This window comes from Alphaproteobacteria bacterium, assembly GCA_019746225.1.
Lineage (GTDB): Bacteria > Pseudomonadota > Alphaproteobacteria > Paracaedibacterales > VGCI01 > VGCI01.
The window spans coordinates 1-16,499 of the sequence record JAIESE010000058.1 but is presented as its reverse complement, the minus strand read 5'-3'; the positions used below and the strand labels follow the sequence as shown (position 1 = coordinate 16,499).

Genomic DNA, 16,499 nt, shown 5'->3' with positions numbered 1-16,499 from the left:
TCATCTTAAAAATGATAGATGACCTATTCAACTTAAACGTGCCTAAGCACCTTTGCCCCATAGGACAATATAATTAAGCTTTACTATAATCTATACCTGTTATTTTCTTAAGAATCTCACACAAACCATCAACACGATCTGCAAGAGCTTGTGTGTAATAAGATTCTAATTGCAACTGTGTATTATTGCCACGGGATTCAAAACGACGTTTACCTGCAGAATTGACACCGTTTTTCACTCTTTTTGCAGCTTTTACGATGTCTTGAACAGCTACCGCCCAATACCCACTGACTTCTTTATAGTCACCGCTCAAATTCGGATTGTTCAAGGCTGCTTTAACACCCTTTGTTAATGAATCTTTTCCGACATTTCCGAGAGGTGTAACATCTAAGAAATAGAGTCGAATCTTACTGCTTGCGTTTGTAGACTCAAGGTAAGAAGTGAATAACTGGTCTTTTGTCACGTTTTTAAGGGGTGAGTGTGGGCCACCTGTTTCTTCCTTCATTTCTCTAATTGCTGCATCTCGGAGATCCTTTTTTTCACCATTTTGAGCAATACCTGCCGGAAAGTTAACACTTTTCCACTCATTCGTTGTGCCATTTTTTTCGCCAAGTAAAATTGCCCAATCATTTTCGCAATATTGCTTTAAAAGAACAACACCAGCTCGTTCTGTAGAACTTGCGGGCATATCAAAACCTACGAGCATTACTAAAAAGAAGGTCGCCGCAATAGGCTTTGTCATTTTAACTATATTTACAATTTTGTTTAACATTTTTTCCTCGATTAATAAAGATTAGTACTAGACTACATATAGATATAATTTTGTCATTTTTCAACTTTTTTAATTTTGTTTATTTAGAATATCAAAATTTTTTAAAACTCCCCCCTATACCAGATGAAATTTGAATAAAAAATACTATCTTATATAGTGTAGCTAAATGGAGTACGTGTCATGGAATACATGTGGTTCGTTGATCAAAGAAAAATAGATGTCTTTTTTAAAGACTTGAGCTCAGTGCGTGTTCCTCAAGAGATTGTTCATATAACCAATAGCTTAGACATCAATAACATGGCCTTTACGTTGGATGGTACAAAGATATTTCTAGAAGAAGTGCTCATCGCCTCTGCCTCACCTGCGCAACTCATCCTGACAACCTTACATGAATATGCCCATATAAAGTTTGATTCCTATAAGGGTCGGACCCCAAGGGAGTGTTACGAACTGGAATTTGCATGCGATAAGTGGGCGATGAATACCATGATTCAATCCGGTAACTTCACCAAGAACAATCTCTATGATGCAGCAAAATTATTTACAGACGTTATTGTGGGAGAGGGTTCACAGACACATCCCCCCTCAAAAGAGCGCTATAAGCGGCTGTTAAAGCTCATTGAGGATTACGTGTCATAACTTGAAGGTGCTTCACGCCTCAACAAGTTTCTGCGTGATTTTTCTGACGATAGGTGACACAAGATGGGCCGCAAAAAAAGCAACAGGCAAGGCAAACTGCCAAGCACTTAAGAACTTCCACAGAATATCATCTACAAAGCCAAATTCATATACCGTGATAAATAGGGATATAATCGCGGACATGAGTACTGACATTAAACTTGCGAAGACAAATGAAAAGTATTTTTTATTTAGTTTTTGCACGGGGAACCTCTGCATGATTTATTATTAATATTCTTTTATACTATTTGGTAACTTTATTCAAATATAAAACTCACAGTCTTAGATTTGTGTCTTAAGAAAGCTTTAAGTTGTTCACTCATATAATTATCTTGGAATATATTTTAATCGAATGGAGATCATTATGAAACACCTATTTACACCACTACTTGCAGGACTTTTTCTATTCAGCACAGGAACTGAGGCCGCCCAACCACCTGCGGAAGGAGGCTGGAAGGGCCGCGGACATCATGGAGGCCAAAGAGGTGGTGGGGGAGGTCATTGCAAAAGATGGGGTGCTGGTGGCAGATGCATGGATAATGCTGCCCAAGCCACTCTCGCAGCTTTTTTTGAAGCCAACTCAATTACTCATGTAACGAAACTTGAAGTTGAGCATTACCAACCCGTACCTCACGTTACCCCCGGCCAAGCTTCAGAAATACAAACACGTCGAGGAAGACCCATATTTGTTGAAGCTGGCAAAGAAATTCCTTTCTCTATAAAGATATTTGATGCTCCAGGAGCAACAATGGGAAAATTCCAGGAAGGCTCGTGTGGTCCAGTTAAAGCTGATTTTAAAGGCGGACGCATCCAGATGAATTTTAAGAAAGTAGCAGACGCCACAGCAGCAAAAGGTCCGTGGTTTAGCTGTCAGTTAACATACCCTAATTAAGGGATCTCAAATCTTCTAATTAGTATTATCCCCCTGAATCTTCTAGATTCAGGGGTTAATTTATTATGATGTACATTTTATTGAAAACCTCGAATGATTACGAATTTAACAATATCTCTTTAATCTCCCAGGGACAATTCCTTCAAGCCCTGCCCACGGCTTTCCAGAATCTTTTCGGAGAGTTTGGGCAGGATTTGTTGGGTGAGAATATGATCAATGGACCTTGCACCTTGATGAGGATCGGTGCATTGAGCAGCTATTTCCGCAATATCCTTGTCCGTATAGATGAGCCGCGCATGGTGCTGTTGGAACAAGCGGGCAGCCACCCCTTGAAGTTTCAACCTCACAATCTTCGTCAAATTATCCTGGCTTAATGGATAATAAGGAATCACAGTAAGCCTGGCCAAGAATGCGTGGGGGAAATACTTTTCCAATGCCTTTAATATATCCTTTTCATTGGCATTGGCATCGTTCGCCCCAATGTTAGAGGTAAGGATGATCAAGGTGTTGCGGAAATCGACTTCCACCCCTTCACTGTCTTCAATCATCCCTTTATCAAACACTTGGTAAAATATTTCCATGACATCCGGATGGGCTTTTTCCACTTCATCCAACAAAATAACGCTATAAGGATTTCGACGCACAGCCTCTGTCAACGTACCGCCCTTCCCGTAGCCTACATAACCGGGAGGCGCGCCCTTCAAGGTTGCAACCGCGTGGGCTTCTTGGAATTCAGACATGTTGATCCGGATCAGATGACGTTCATGACCATTCAAAATCTCCGCCAAAGCTTGAGCCGTTTCCGTCTTGCCCACGCCACTAGGACCCACTAAGAGAAAGACACCCATGGGTTTGGTGGGATCCGACAGCCCTGCCCGATAGCTCACCACTTGGCGCGCAATCATATCAAGCGCATGGGGTTGGCCTATGATGCGCCTCTCTAGAGCTTGGCGAAGCTGACCAACCGTTAATCCTTCCTCAAAGTTGATCATTGTCTCCAGGGGAATACCGGTCCATCCAGAAATAACCTTGGCGACCGTGAGACGATCCACACTATGGGGAACCAGGCTCTGACTCAAGCTTTGACCGGTGGATTGACCCACCAGCTCCTGACCACGCAACACCTTTTCAAGTTTATTCACTTCTTCTCGCAAACTTCGCGCCTCTTCACCTTCTAAGTCCTCAAGAGCAAAATTATTTAACTGGTCTCGAACTGCTTGAATTTTTTGAACAACTTCAGAAGATTGCCCCCATTGGCTTTCTAAAGCATCTGCTTTTAAGGTCACCTGATCTGTCTCTTGTTCAATTTCTTGCAAACGACGCTCATGTTCATTTCCACCGTGATCTTCGCGAAGAAGCATTTCCTTTTCAATTTGCAGAAGAATAAGCTGATTGCGGGCCTCTTCCAGAGGTTGAGGCAAAGCCGAATGGGCAAGCGCTACTTGAGCACAAGCCGTATCAAGGACACTCACCGCCTTATCAGGAAGGCGACGGCCTGTCAAAAATCGTTGAGATAAGGTCACGGCCGCTTGAATGGCTTCATCCAAAATGGTCACGTGATGATGTTTGACGAGTGACCCTGCGATGGAGCGCAGCATGGACAATGCTTTTTCAGGGGACGGTTCTTCTACTTTGACAACTTCAAACCGGCGGGTCAAAGCCGCATCCTTTTCAATATAGCGCTTATATTCCGCCCAAGTCGTAGCGGCTATGGTGCGCAGCTCCCCTCGAGCAAGGGCGGGTTTTAATAAATTAGCAGCATCTCCCAAACCTGCTTGGCCGCCTGCCCCAATCAATGTATGCGCTTCATCAATAAACATCACGATAGGCGTTGGGGAGTTTTTGACTTCGTCGAGCAGTGTTTTCAAACGCTCCTCAAACTCACCTTTAACGCTGGCACCTGCTTGAAGAAGGCCTACGTCCAACAATCGTAGAGAAATATTTTTCAAGGAAGGGGGAACACCGCCTGAAGCAATTCTCTGAGCGAGCCCTTCCACCACGGCGGTTTTTCCAACACCCGCTTCTCCAACCAATATGGGATTGTTCTGACGACGACGCGATAGCACGTCAATTAATTGACGAATCTCCCGATCCCTCCCATAAATGGGATCCAACTTGCCCAAACGAGCTTGCTCAGTCATATCAACGGTAAATTGTTCTAAAGCGGAGGATGCAGCCGCTGGCTGCTGGGTTGATGAATCAACACCTCGCTTTGAAGAGCCTTCAGCCTTTGGCTTCTCTTTGGCTTCAGGACTATTGGCCAACAACTCCCGCATGTTCTCGCGGTAGGTATCCCTTGAGAGACGAAGGAGTAACGGGCAGCTCTCAAGAAGAATCCCCCGCAAAGCTTCCAGGTCCAAAACGGCCATTAATATGGTTCCTGAGCGAATTTCCTCAACATCTAGCTGAAGGGATGACACCATCCAAGCTTCCTCAAGGGCCGTTAAGATATGGGGAGATAAGGCCGTTTGGGCTGTGTTACCACTTTGAAATTTATCCACGGTCGCCGCCAATTGTTTTCTGATACTTTCAATATCAAGTTCAAAGTGTCGCAAAACCAATTGGATATCCGTATTATTTGCCTCGAATAGCCGCAAAAGAAAATGCTCTAATTCAACATTATAATTTTTCTTTAAAATACATAAGGCAGCAGCACTTTGGAGCGCACGGGTGCACGTTGCGTTAAGCTTACCAATAAGAGCTTTCGTGTCCACTTGCATAAATTGAAGCCTACCTTAGTATAAATGTATCCAGATAAATTATAGGACACAAATAGTTAAGGAAATATGGAATTCCTAATATGGCATTTTTTCATGCATTAAGACTGAACCAAAAGAATTACCTCTCCTGAGAGAGGAGAGGTAATTCATTATCCTTTAAATCCATATATTTTATTAGCTTTAACGCCCCTGTTCTTGACTTAATCCTTTCCGACAAAACACATTCACTAACGGATGCTTTGTGTGGTTTGTGGATAGATTATTGGTCTCATAATGAAGTGTGTCTGGATCCTTTTTTTCACCCCTTACAACCGAACTGCTCCAATGCACTACTTCTGTGGGTTTAACATCATCAAAGATACCCTTAAAGTTCAAGCTATTTGGGCCGAATGCGGGCATTCCTCTTATACCAAGATTTTGGATCAGAGCATCTATATTGCGCATATCTCTTCCTTTAAGCCCTTCTGCATCTGCTGCTGGTTTTTTCTTAAGGAGCTTTGGCTTAACATTTTCACCTTCGTTCTCCTTACCTTCATCAGGCTTCTCTGTTGGCGTATCCCCAGGCTTCTCTGTTGGAGTATCCCCGGGCTTCTCTGTTGGTGTATCCCCAGGCTTCTCTGTTGGTGTATCCCCAGGCTTCTCTGTTGGTGTATCCCCAGGCTTTTCTGTTGGTGTATCCCCAGGCTTTTCTGTTGGTGTATCCCCAGGCTTCTCTGTTGGTGTATCCCCAGGCTTCTCTATAGGCGTATCCCCAGGCTTATGACCAGGCTTATGTCCAGGTTTATCCCCTTTACCATCGCCGGGCTTATGTCCAGGCTTATCCCCTTCGCCATGACCGGGCTTATGTCCAGGCTTATCCCCCTCACCATGACCGGGCTTATGTCCAGGCTTATCCCCTTCAACATGACCGGGCTTATGCTCTGGTGTATCACCATGCTTATGATCAGGGGTGTCACACGTGGCCTCTGCTGGAAAAGAATAGGATGTCTTTTTCCAAGGATTATCGCCTAATTTCCACTTACCGCCACTTTTGTCTTTACCCTCATCACCTAAAGCATTTTTGCTTTTGTACTCTTCAGCATCTTTATAATATTCATCTATATAACAAATAATATCAGACGCCCCTTGATCTAAATAATCATCATAGCCACGACTAATAAATTTGAGTATCTCGTTATATTGGTTTGGAGAAGCATTCAGAACCTTTAATTTCAATTGAATTTTCTCGTTTCCTGAGTATTTTCTAGCATTTTTTAAAACACCAAAAACCTTCTCAATGGGGTCTTTGTCAGATTTATCACTTGGTTTCTTCTCTAAATCAATATAATGAACCTGCTTTAAAGCCTGCCTTCTCAACTCATTCTGCTTTTCACGTTCGTCTAATTCATCATTAATCAACCTTGACGCTTGTTCTACATCTATTGCATTTAACCCACCTTCTTTTTCTTTATGATTCCCCTCAGCTGCAATACCACTGTTCGTCATTAATGCGCCCATCATAATCGCTTTATATAGTAATGTATTATTTGTATTTGACATAAGCCACCTCCTAATCTGTACAGTTATATTGCCTCCACTATCTTGCCGTTGTATTTTAGATAAAAACTATTTACTTTAAAAATACTCTAGCAACTAAGTATCATTATAATATCTGTAAGTTAAATAGTAGTTAAGAGCTTTCTGCATACTTACGATTTAAATATGCCGCTTTTGTACGGAAAAACTCAATTTTACTTATTCTTAATTTCTATAACCTATGCTATAAATATGAAAAAATGTTCACCCATACTATGAAACGGATGAAATCATGGACTTCACTAAGTTAAATGCGCCCAAACCTCCTTTTAACTTTAGCGGTGAAAGAATCGCCTTCTTAATTGGCGGGGCGCTCTTGGGGGCTCTTGCCATATGGTTTGGCTTAAAAATGGCAACGCCAATCGTTAAGAAAGTATGTCAATCCATCCTAGAAAATCCAGACAAAGCAAACAGAGCCGACAAAGTTATCTCCATTGAAGCCATCGTCGTTAAACCAGGAACCATTTCAAGACGCATTACGACTGTCGGGAAGCTCCGTGCGGATCAATTCGTCACTTTGAAGGCTGAAATGCAAGGCCGCATTAAAGAAATTAGGTTCAAAGAAGGAACGATGGTCAAAAAAGGGGACCTGTTGATTCAATTTGAAGATGAGGAACTCAAAGCCGAGTTAGAAAGGGCCGAAGCAGACGTTGAATATCGCGTCGTTAAATTCGGACGCCTTGAAACCCTTCAAACCAAAGGGTTGGGTAGAGGTACTGAATATGACCAAGAACGCGGTGGTTTAAATATGGCCAAAGCCCAAGTTGATGTTGCCAAGGCGAAACTCGCAAAATCCACAATATATGCACCATTTGATGGAAAAATTGGCTTGATTGACGTCAGCGTAGGCGCCACAGTTGACCCTCAAAAAGACTTGGTCACGATCGTTGACTTTGATCCCATGAAAATCGAATTTAAAATTCCTGAAAAGTTTATTCATGATATTGGCGTTGGGCAAACAGCTGAAGTCAAGCTCGACAGCATGCCAAATCAGACCTTCCAAGCAACCGTTGAAGCGATCGATTCCCGCGTTGACCCCCAAACCCATAGTATCGCCGTTCGCGCATCTATCCCCAATGAAGATGGCAAACTTCAAACCGGTTTGTTTGGTAGCGTTGGCGTAATCATTGGCGTCAAGAACGACGCTCTCTTAGTCCCAGAATCAGCTCTGGGTCGTGAAGGGGATATTGAGTACGTTTGGGTTGTCACGAATGGTAAGACAGGGCGCAAACGCGTTCTTACAGGAACGAAAGAAAATGGTCAGGCAGAAATCACAGCCGGCCTTCGTCCCGACGAAATTGTTGTAACCTCCGGCCAATTGAAACTTGGTGAAGGAACAGCCGTTAAAATCTCCAACATGGGCGAAGGGGATGTTGAAGTTCTGGATGAAGGAGAAGGGGAAGCAAAAGAAGCCTCTAAAAGCGAGACTCCTAAAGCTGAAACGCCTAAAGAAGAACCAAAGGCTGAAGCTGCTAAGGCTGAAACTCCAAAAGTTGATGCTCCGAAGGTAGAAACCCCAAAGGAAGAACCAAAGGTTGATGCTCCGAAGGTAGAACCAAAGGTTGATGCTCCGAAGGTAGAAACCCCTAAGGTAGAAACTCCAAAGGAAGAATCAAAGGTGGAAGCTCCGAAGGAAGAATCAAAGGTGGAAGCTCCGAAGGAAGAAACCCCTAAGGTAGAAACTCCAAAGGAAGAACCAAAGGTGGATGCACCGATGATTGAAACGCCTGCAGAAGAAGTAAAGCCTGAAGCTCCTAAGGTTGAAATTTCTCCAACAGAAACACCTAACGTTGAAGCTCCTACTCCAGATGCTTCAAAACCAGAAGAACCAAAGGCAGATACTTTAAAGGTAGAATCCCCAACAACTGAAGAACCTAAGGTGGATGAAAATCCAAGCGTTCAAAAGGCTGAAGCTCCGACAAAGATAGAAGCTGAAAAGTCATTTTTTAGAAAATCACGGGATTATATTGTTAATAAACTCAAGGGAAGTTAGAGAAACTCGATGAAAATATCTGAAGTCTGTATTCAACGCCCCGTATTTGCGTGGGTGATGACCTTCATACTGATTGCTTTGGGCGTCGTTGGAGGAAGTCGTCTCCCATTACAAAAAGACCCCAAGATCGAAACACCTTACTTAACAATCGAAGCCTCCCTACCCGGTGCCGGGCCTGACATTATTGAGAATTCAGTCACAAGACCTATTGAGGAAGCCGTCGCAGGTATTGATGGAATCGTTTCTACTGAATCAACCAGCAGTGTGGAAGATAGCAAAATAACCCTTGAATTCACACCGGAGCGCCGTATTGACGATGCAACCAATGATGTCCGAGACCGCCTCAATAAGGCCAAGGATAAATTCCCCAAGGAAATGAACGAACCCAACATCATTAAAGCGCGTGCAGAAGACCGGCCTTTAATGACATTGGCTTTAACGTCCGATAAAACGTCTCCCAGTGAATTGGGGGACTATGCCACAAATGAATTAAAGAAAGAGTTTGAAGCCATCCCAGGTGTTGCCCGTGTTGAAATCGCAGGCGGCGGGCTTTACAAAATGTACTTAAAGTTAGACCCTGTGAAATTGGCAGCCTACAATCTTACAGTTGCCGATGTTATGAAAGCCATTCGCAGCCAAAATTTTGAGAAACCAGCGGGGCAAATTGTAACTGCTGAGCGCCAATATCTTGTAACAACACTCGCCAACCTTGAAACACCGACAGAGTTTGAAAATCTTGTTGTCTCCAGTAAAGACAAGCACTTGGTCCGCTTAAAAGACATTGGCAAGGCAGAAGAAACGGCAGAGGACAAAAAGACAAGAACACGATTTAATGGAAAACTAGGCGTCAGTATCGGTATCGTCAAACAATCCGTTGCCAACCCTATTGAGGTTACTCGCGATATTAAAGCAGCTCTTCCACGTATTGAAGAACGCTTGCCAGATGGTGTTTCTTTGAAGGTCGGTTCTGACAAAGCCCGCTTTATTGAACAATCCCTTCACGCGGTGTATTGGACGATTGGTGAGGCCATCTTTTTGGTTATCCTTGTGGTATTTATATTTTTGCGCTCTTTGCGCGCTGCGATCATCCCCCTTGTTACCATACCCGTCTCTTTGATTGGTGCCCTCTTCTTGATGTATCTCGCAGGGTTCAGTATCAATACGTTTACCCTTTTGTCGATGGTTCTTGCCATTGGATTGGTAGTGGATGATGCGATCGTGGTGTTGGAAAATATCTACCGACGGATTGAAGATGGTATGGAAACCTTCAAAGCATCTCTGATCGGTATTCGTGAAATTAGTTTCTCTATTATTGCCATGACGTTAACCCTTGTCGCTGTGTATGCGCCAATCGCCCTATCCAAAGGTAAAACCGGAAAGTTCTTCACAGAATTTGCCCTCACACTCGCTGGCGCTGTCTTAATCTCCGGGTTTGCAGCTTTAACGCTATCCCCAATGATGTGCGCCCGCATGCTCAAGCGCGACCCGCATCATAATCTTCCTCCAACCACGAACTATCAAATCTTTAAAGCTGGAATATGGTTGGACTGGATTGAAGAGGCTTATACACGTGCCCTGCATTCCCTCATGGATGTCGCTTCTCGACGTATGGCCGTCATATTTTCTGGCCTCGCCTTTGCTTTACTTGGGCTTGCTGTCTATTATACATTGCCTGGTGAAATGTTCCCAAGAGAAGATCAAGGGCAAATTTCAATCGAAGGTCAAGCGAGCCAAACGGCAACTCTTGAACACACCGACCGATATGTTAATGAAGTTGACGCGGTTCTTGCAACCTATCCGGAGATTACCCGTCGAGTGACTTCGGTGAACAACCCCACTTACGACATCTTTATCCAATTAGATGATAACCGCAAACGCACGACGGCAGAGATTGAAAATGATCTCAAAATTCGCCTCCAAGGCATTTCCGGGATTGATACAAAAATTGAAACCGGGTCTGTGTCTGGCGATAAAAGCAATGTGGTTCAATTCGTTGTTCAAGCGAACAAGACCTATCGAGAAGTTCGTGAACTTGCCGAGACGCTATCTCGACGACTCCACCAATATTCCTTTGTCGAGGCTATTTTAAGCAACATTCATGCGGATGCTCAAGATTACACTGTTGCAATCAACCGGGAAATCGTTTCCTCTCTGAATATCGAGCCTGAAACCATCGCGGATACAATTGAAATCCTCCTTAGGGGTCGTAAAACAGGAAATTTTAAGAAAGAAGGACGTCTTTATGATGTCATGGTTGAAGTAAGTGATGTAAACAAGCAAACACCTGAGGACATCACGAATTTATTTGTCAAAGGCGGCGACAAACAAGAATCCCTTGTTCCGTTGGCGGAATTGGTCACGGTTCATGCCCGTACAAACCCAATGGAGATTTATCGTTACAACCGTCTGCGCTCCGTGTCTTTCTCTCTTAAACTAAAACCGGGCGTTGGATTGATGGAAGGCATCACAAAGGTCAAAGAAAGCGCCAAGGAAATTCTCCCAAGGGATGCCCGAATTGACTGGACTGGTGAAACCCGTCGGTATTTGAGTGAAAGCCAAAACGTCGTCCTCATCTTCGTGCTTGCTCTCTTCTTTATTTATTTTGTAATGGCTGCTCAGTTTGAAAGCTGGATTGACCCTTTCATTATCATGCTCAGCGTTCCCTTATCCCTCGCAGGTGCTGTCATAACACTCGCGTTAATTGAAAATGGAAGTATCAACCTGTACAGTCAGATTGGGTTTGTCACCCTGATTGGGTTAATAACCAAACATGGTATTTTAATGGTGGATGTGGCAAACCGTCTAAGAGACGAGGGTAAAGAACGTCTCACAGCCATCATTATGGCTTCAAGAATGCGCTTGCGGCCTATCTTAATGACAACGTTCGCGATGGTTTTAGGGGCAGTGCCCCTTGCTCTTGCAACAGGCGCTGGTTATGAAAGCCGCCGTCAAATTGGTTGGGTCATCGTCGGGGGTATGTCGGTTGGTACGCTCTTCACCTTGTTTGTTTTACCAGCCTTCTATTACTATTTGGCCCGTCGCACCCGAGTTCCTATGAAAGACCTTCCTGAGTAAAAGGAGATGGGTATCCCTTCTCCACTCACGAATGTCCCAGGGCTTCTCTTTGATCGTGTCCTCCTTAAGTCTCGACGGAATCGTGCTTCTCTTAAGTTTTCCCAGCACGCGTTTTTAAAAAATCGTATTGGTCAAGATTTGGGCAACCGCCTCAAGCTGATCCGCCGAACATTTCCTGTGGTTGTGGATTTAGGTGGGCACACAGGACAGCTCGCCTCTATACTGCCCAACGCCCTTATTTCCACAGACCTCAGCGAAGCCATGGTGTGTCACTCACCCTCCCCCTTAAAGGTTGTGCTTGATGAAGAAGCCTTACCCTTTGCGAAGCATGCCATTGATCTTATCATCAGCGCTCTTTCCCTTCATTGGGTCAATGATTTTCCGGGATTTCTGGCCCAAGCCTTTCACTGTTTGAAACCTGATGGGTTGTTTCTGGTTTCTCTTTTTGGCGGAGAAACCTTGATTGAACTACGGGATTGTTTTTATTCGGCAGAGCTTGAATTGCATGGCGGCGTAAGTCCGCGCCTTTCGCCAATGATATCCGTCAAAGAGGCCGGCGCCTTGCTTCAACGCGCAGGATTTGCCCTTCCTGTGGTGGATCATGACCGCATTCAGGTCACTTACCCCCACCCCTTAGCTCTTCTTCACGATTTGCGCAACATGGGGGAAACGAACATTCTTTACCAACGATCCAAGGCGCCCCTGTCCCGGCGCCTCTTAATGCGAATGGTTGAGCTGTATCAGGAACGTTATGGAGTAGCGGATGGGCGCGTTAAAGCAACCTTTGATGTCGTCACTCTGACCGGTTGGGTACCCCATGCGTCTCAACAGACGCCTCTGAAACGTGGTTCGGCTAAGGCTCTATTGCAGGACCATATTTAATAGAATTAATTTTCGTTTCTTTCCTCTTGTACGTAAAAAATAAAACTTGCATTTATAAAATAAAAATACCACTTGTGAATTATAGAGGTATTTAAATATAACAATTTTTGCATTTTAAATATTCTGTTTTATAAACTATTAATTAAAGAGGCGTGCAATGCTATTAAATAGGTTGTTTAAATATGTTTTTATTGGTTTGTCTGTGATTGGAACTTCCATAGCAATGGAAGATGAAATGAACAACGCTGGTGAAATGCTCATCATAGGCTGTCGCCCATGGGATGAAAATGTTCAAGGTGTTGAAGGCATAGAAAACGCATACTTTGTAGATTTTATGAATAACGGAGTGCCAAACCCACCACCTGAAAATTTTCATCATCGTGATATCAATGATGCAGGACAACATGGAGCTGCTAATTTTAGCGAACTCGTAAATTTCTTCCCTGAGCACTTTAATACAATCATCATTGACTGGATGACCTATCAACATATCCACAGAGCAGCTGCTTGGAACGATTTTGAAACCCTTTTAACCCAGGGAGGAAAACTTGTTATTCCAGTAACCTCTTCAGCCATAAGCTCATTTGAAAGAGCGAGGCAGATCGGGAACAGTTTACCTGGTACTTTCGCCCCTAACCTGTACAGTTATGAAACGATGCCTCAAGGAAATGCTTTGAACTTACTTCGTCGGCCTGCTATCGCCGAAATTGCTCAATCATTTATGCCATCTGTCATCATTGCAACAAAACATAACAATCAATAATTGTTGTGTCCTGTGAGGTGAGTAAGTTCCTCCAACTCACTCACCTCATATCTTGTCGAAGCCTTAAACAACAAGCCTTGCCGTAAAGGCTGTCGAGAGGGTTCCATCATCTAGATAATCCAACTCTCCCCCAATAGGCACCCCATGAGCCAGGGTGGATAAGGAAACGCCTAAGGGCTGGAGGCGATCAATCAGATAATGGATGGTTGTTTGACCATCAATGGTGGCGTTAAGTGCCAAGACAACTTCCTTCACACCGGCTTTTTGAACGCGCTCAATCAAGGCATCTATCGTGAGCTGATTGGGCCCCATACCATCTATGGCGGACAAGACACCCCCCAACACATGAAACCGTCCCCGAAAGACATTGGCGCGCTCCAAGGCCCAGAGATCCGCCACATCTTGGACCACACACAAAAGACCCCCATCGCGGCGCGGGTCAGTACAAATGGTGCAAGGATCTTGAGTATCAAGCCCATAACAGGTCTGACAGGTTTTGATGGCGGCTTCTGCTGTTTGCAATGCCTCGATAAGGGGACGCATGACCTGCTCCCGCTTCTTCAGCAAATGCAAGGCGAGCCTTCGGCCAGAGCGAGGACCGAGACCCGGCAATTTCCCTAAATACTGAATGAGTCTTTGAATTTCTGAACCGCTCATAGGTGCCTCTTGTGTAATGCTTTCTTAGTTGGACGTCTAAATTTTAGGAAGCGAGATGGGAATGTCAAAGGGCTGTTGTTTATCTCCCCCCATCCTACTTTCAAAATTTACGTTCTCAGACTAACGCATACGCTTCATGTGGTCTATGATAATTTCTATAGATTCACACACAAAAAAACGACCACCCGCAAAAGCAGATGGTCGTTGATTGTTATGCGTTTCCTTAAGGTATTTAAACTTCATGTCTTCAAACATGATTTATCCACAACTTAACGAATTACGGCTTGAAGGGCCTTTTTGAAATCTTCCTTTTTACGGGATTTTGGTTGGCCTGATTTTCCATATGATATATTCGAATTAAGAAAATCAGTGTTAGCAGAAACTTTAAAGTGATCAACCCAAACACCCAAAGCTTCTCGAAGGGCCAGCTTCACCTTCTCATCTACACTAACCAATATCTGAAGTACGTGGGTCGCATCTTGTTGAATTACCGGCACTGAAAATGGGCAATATTCGCAAAGCTTCGCAGTGGTTAAAGTATCAAGGTATCGGTTAAGAGCACCAAAAAATTCTCCTGTAGATTCTAACTTGCTACTTGTTTTAGCATGTACACTTTCTGCATCGAATATTACACCACTATCAAGATACCGCTCATAGTTTGTTTCTGGTTTAACAATGAGACTCTGTAGCCACGTCTTAACCTTTTGCTTTGCGTTGCTCTTAACAAAAGCCACAAATGGGTCGATATTTTTCGTTTGGCAAGCCTCAATGAGGAGCAAAACATCTGTCCCTTTTAGATCTGGGCGAAGTTCTTCGATGGCAGGCGGAGGAGTCTGCTGTAAAGCAATGAGTTTCCCTTTATACTCTGACCCGAGATCTTTAGCTTCCAGACTGGATAAGTCCTGAAATTCAGGATCTATTGATTTCACTTGGCTTACTGGACTTAAGGCACCTGCAGCAACTTCTGAAGCTTCTTTCGTTTCTTCACTTGATCCCCACGCAGTTTCAGCGAAATTAATAACGCAAGAAACAATGACGGCACATTTTATCAAACTCTTGATTTTCATAACTGTTTTTCCTTTTTTTGTTAGTACATTTTTTATTAATACAAGGACACTTTGACCATACACAGGCTAGATAAAATTGCCAAGTCTCTATTCAATAATTTATCTTTTTTCAAATTTTTAAATATGCAATTTTGAATTTATTATATTGGGATTAAGTTAAAATTGACAATGGTTGTAATGCATAACAAAACCTCCGTTAGATCAAAGAAAATCGAGAACTGGAGTAGAGCTAACTTTTTGAAAGGGAACACCGGAAGCAAAGTTTTGAGTCAGTAGTTGGCCATAGGCTGGGCTCTAGAGCACTACATCAATCCCATGGACTTCAGGGAACTATGCCTCCCCTTGCCGATGATGAGATGATCGTGGACCTCAATGCCAAGAGAACTGGCCGCTTGCTGGACTTTGAGGGTCATATCAATGTCTGCGCGCGAAGGCGTCGGATCCCCTGAGGGGTGATTGTGGACAATAATGAGAGCAGAAGCGCCAAGATCAAGGGCGCGCTTGACAACTTCACGGGGGTAGAGAGGCGCATGGTCAACTGTACCTGTTTGCTGAACTTCATCCCCAATGACCTGATTTTTCCGATCCAAGAACAAGAGACGCACCGTTTCCCGCTTGTCGTGGGCCATGGTTGCTTGGCAATAATCGAGAACACTTTGGCAGCTGGCCAAAACCGGCTTATTCATCATTTCCTGTTGGAGAACCTTACCGATTACAGCTTGCATGAGCTGGATAACATGCAACACCCCCTCTCCTACGCCAGGTGTTTCTAAGATGAGCCCCTTCTCTGCTTTTAGAAGAGCTGCAAGGGATCCGAATTTTTGGAGGAGCGCTTTAGCGAGCGGTTTGGTGTCGCTTCGCGGAAGGGCAAGGAAGAGAAGCAGCTCGAGGAGTTCATAATCGGCCAAACCGAGGCCTTGGGCTTGCGCAAATCTTTCCCTCAGCCGAGCACGGTGCCCGAGATAGGTTGGCTCATTCTCCGGAGAGCGTGAAGATTTCGTAACCATCGGCCGTCACCCCTAAGGAATGCTCGAACTGAGCTGACAATGACTTATCGCGCGTCACAGCAGTCCATTCGTCTGCCAGAATTTTAACCTCATAACGACCCGCATTAATCATGGGTTCAATGGTAAAGAACATCCCTTCTTTAAGGACCAAACCTTGGCCTTGTTTACCGTAATGAACCACATTCGGAGCAGAATGAAAAACTTTGCCCACCCCATGTCCACAAAAATCACGGACGACTGAGAAGCCTTCCTTTTCAGCAAAAGATTGAATCGCGTACCCAATATCTCCAAGCGTCGCCCCCGGTCGAACCACGTCGATACCACGCATCATCGCCTCATAGGTCACATCGATGAGCTTTTTCGCCCGCACGCCAACCTTGCCAATCGTGAACATCCGGCTGGTGTCCCCATGCCATCC

General features: G+C 44.2%; 14 protein-coding genes. 6 read left to right on the top strand and 8 right to left on the bottom strand.

Annotated elements, in window-relative coordinates:
• Positions 1-73: 73 nt before the first annotated feature.
• The gene (locus K2Y18_09110) at positions 74-772 is read right to left on the bottom strand and encodes an NUDIX hydrolase (protein ID MBX9805893.1); all 699 of its coding nucleotides are present in this window, start codon (positions 770-772) and stop codon (positions 74-76) included.
• Between the two features lie 180 nt (positions 773-952).
• On the opposite strand from K2Y18_09110, the gene K2Y18_09105 reads away from it, so the two are divergent.
• On the top strand, positions 953-1,411 hold the full coding sequence (locus K2Y18_09105; protein MBX9805892.1) for a hypothetical protein: 459 nt from the start codon (positions 953-955) through the stop codon (positions 1,409-1,411).
• Positions 1,412-1,423: 12 nt separating this feature from the next.
• On the opposite strand, the gene K2Y18_09100 is transcribed toward K2Y18_09105, so the two are convergent.
• Entirely contained in the window at positions 1,424-1,669 is a 246-nt protein-coding gene (locus tag K2Y18_09100; GenBank protein MBX9805891.1) for a DUF2798 domain-containing protein, read from the bottom strand.
• Between the two features lie 145 nt (positions 1,670-1,814).
• On the opposite strand from K2Y18_09100, the gene K2Y18_09095 reads away from it, so the two are divergent.
• On the top strand, positions 1,815-2,342 hold the full coding sequence (locus K2Y18_09095) for a hypothetical protein (protein MBX9805890.1): 528 nt from the start codon (positions 1,815-1,817) through the stop codon (positions 2,340-2,342).
• Positions 2,343-2,461: 119 nt separating this feature from the next.
• On the opposite strand, the gene tssH is transcribed toward K2Y18_09095, so the two are convergent.
• Both tssH and K2Y18_09085 read right to left on the bottom strand, forming a co-directional pair.
• Positions 2,462-5,062 carry a type VI secretion system ATPase TssH gene (gene tssH, locus K2Y18_09090; protein ID MBX9805889.1) on the bottom strand — a complete coding sequence of 867 codons (2,601 nt, stop codon included), beginning with the start codon at positions 5,060-5,062 and terminating at the stop codon, positions 2,462-2,464.
• A 180-nt stretch (positions 5,063-5,242) separates the two neighbouring features.
• Positions 5,243-6,601 (bottom strand): hypothetical protein, encoded by a 1,359-nt coding sequence (locus K2Y18_09085; GenBank protein ID MBX9805888.1) that lies wholly within the window; start codon positions 6,599-6,601, stop codon positions 5,243-5,245.
• Between the two features lie 268 nt (positions 6,602-6,869).
• Between K2Y18_09085 and K2Y18_09080 the strand changes: the two genes are divergently transcribed.
• From K2Y18_09080 to K2Y18_09065, 4 genes are all read left to right on the top strand, one after another.
• Positions 6,870-8,630 carry an efflux RND transporter periplasmic adaptor subunit gene (locus K2Y18_09080; protein ID MBX9805887.1) on the top strand — a complete coding sequence of 587 codons (1,761 nt, stop codon included), beginning with the start codon at positions 6,870-6,872 and terminating at the stop codon, positions 8,628-8,630.
• 9 nt (positions 8,631-8,639) lie between these two features.
• Entirely contained in the window at positions 8,640-11,705 is a 3,066-nt protein-coding gene (locus tag K2Y18_09075; GenBank protein ID MBX9805886.1) for an efflux RND transporter permease subunit, read from the top strand.
• 6 nt (positions 11,706-11,711) lie between these two features.
• A complete protein-coding gene (locus tag K2Y18_09070; protein MBX9805885.1) occupies positions 11,712-12,587 on the top strand; it encodes a methyltransferase domain-containing protein in 876 nt (291 codons plus the stop codon).
• Positions 12,588-12,744: 157 nt separating this feature from the next.
• Positions 12,745-13,350 (top strand): hypothetical protein, encoded by a 606-nt coding sequence (locus K2Y18_09065; GenBank protein MBX9805884.1) that lies wholly within the window; start codon positions 12,745-12,747, stop codon positions 13,348-13,350.
• Positions 13,351-13,413: 63 nt separating this feature from the next.
• Here the strand turns inward: K2Y18_09065 and recR are convergent, their stop codons facing one another.
• The 4 genes from recR to map all read right to left on the bottom strand — a co-directional run.
• Positions 13,414-14,007, bottom strand: coding sequence for a recombination mediator RecR (gene recR / locus K2Y18_09060; GenBank protein ID MBX9805883.1), 594 nt, complete (start codon positions 14,005-14,007; stop codon positions 13,414-13,416).
• Positions 14,008-14,276: 269 nt separating this feature from the next.
• On the bottom strand, positions 14,277-15,074 hold the full coding sequence (locus K2Y18_09055; protein ID MBX9805882.1) for a hypothetical protein: 798 nt from the start codon (positions 15,072-15,074) through the stop codon (positions 14,277-14,279).
• Positions 15,075-15,376: 302 nt separating this feature from the next.
• A complete protein-coding gene (radC, locus tag K2Y18_09050; GenBank protein ID MBX9805881.1) occupies positions 15,377-16,081 on the bottom strand; it encodes a DNA repair protein RadC in 705 nt (234 codons plus the stop codon).
• The coding region (gene map, locus K2Y18_09045; GenBank protein MBX9805880.1) for a type I methionyl aminopeptidase at positions 16,047-16,499 on the bottom strand (453 nt) is incomplete at its 5' end. The genes radC and map, both read right to left, overlap by 35 nt.

What these genes read in the sequence shown, in the direction of transcription:
- K2Y18_09065 (MBX9805884.1), top strand. Translation starts at nt 12,745, where the DNA reads ATGCTATTAAATAGGTTGTTTAAATATGTTTTTATTGGTTTGTCTGTG.
- K2Y18_09110 (MBX9805893.1), bottom strand. Translation starts at nt 772, where the DNA reads ATGTTAAACAAAATTGTAAATATAGTTAAAATGACAAAGCCTATTGCG.
- K2Y18_09080 (MBX9805887.1), top strand. Translation starts at nt 6,870, where the DNA reads ATGGACTTCACTAAGTTAAATGCGCCCAAACCTCCTTTTAACTTTAGC.
- K2Y18_09055 (MBX9805882.1), bottom strand. Translation starts at nt 15,074, where the DNA reads ATGAAAATCAAGAGTTTGATAAAATGTGCCGTCATTGTTTCTTGCGTT.
- K2Y18_09070 (MBX9805885.1), top strand. Translation starts at nt 11,712, where the DNA reads ATGGGTATCCCTTCTCCACTCACGAATGTCCCAGGGCTTCTCTTTGAT.
- K2Y18_09095 (MBX9805890.1), top strand. Translation starts at nt 1,815, where the DNA reads ATGAAACACCTATTTACACCACTACTTGCAGGACTTTTTCTATTCAGC.
- tssH (MBX9805889.1), bottom strand. Translation starts at nt 5,062, where the DNA reads ATGCAAGTGGACACGAAAGCTCTTATTGGTAAGCTTAACGCAACGTGC.
- K2Y18_09085 (MBX9805888.1), bottom strand. Translation starts at nt 6,601, where the DNA reads ATGTCAAATACAAATAATACATTACTATATAAAGCGATTATGATGGGC.
- K2Y18_09105 (MBX9805892.1), top strand. Translation starts at nt 953, where the DNA reads ATGGAATACATGTGGTTCGTTGATCAAAGAAAAATAGATGTCTTTTTT.
- recR (MBX9805883.1), bottom strand. Translation starts at nt 14,007, where the DNA reads ATGAGCGGTTCAGAAATTCAAAGACTCATTCAGTATTTAGGGAAATTG.
- radC (MBX9805881.1), bottom strand. Translation starts at nt 16,081, where the DNA reads ATGGTTACGAAATCTTCACGCTCTCCGGAGAATGAGCCAACCTATCTC.
- K2Y18_09100 (MBX9805891.1), bottom strand. Translation starts at nt 1,669, where the DNA reads ATGCAGAGGTTCCCCGTGCAAAAACTAAATAAAAAATACTTTTCATTT.
- K2Y18_09075 (MBX9805886.1), top strand. Translation starts at nt 8,640, where the DNA reads ATGAAAATATCTGAAGTCTGTATTCAACGCCCCGTATTTGCGTGGGTG.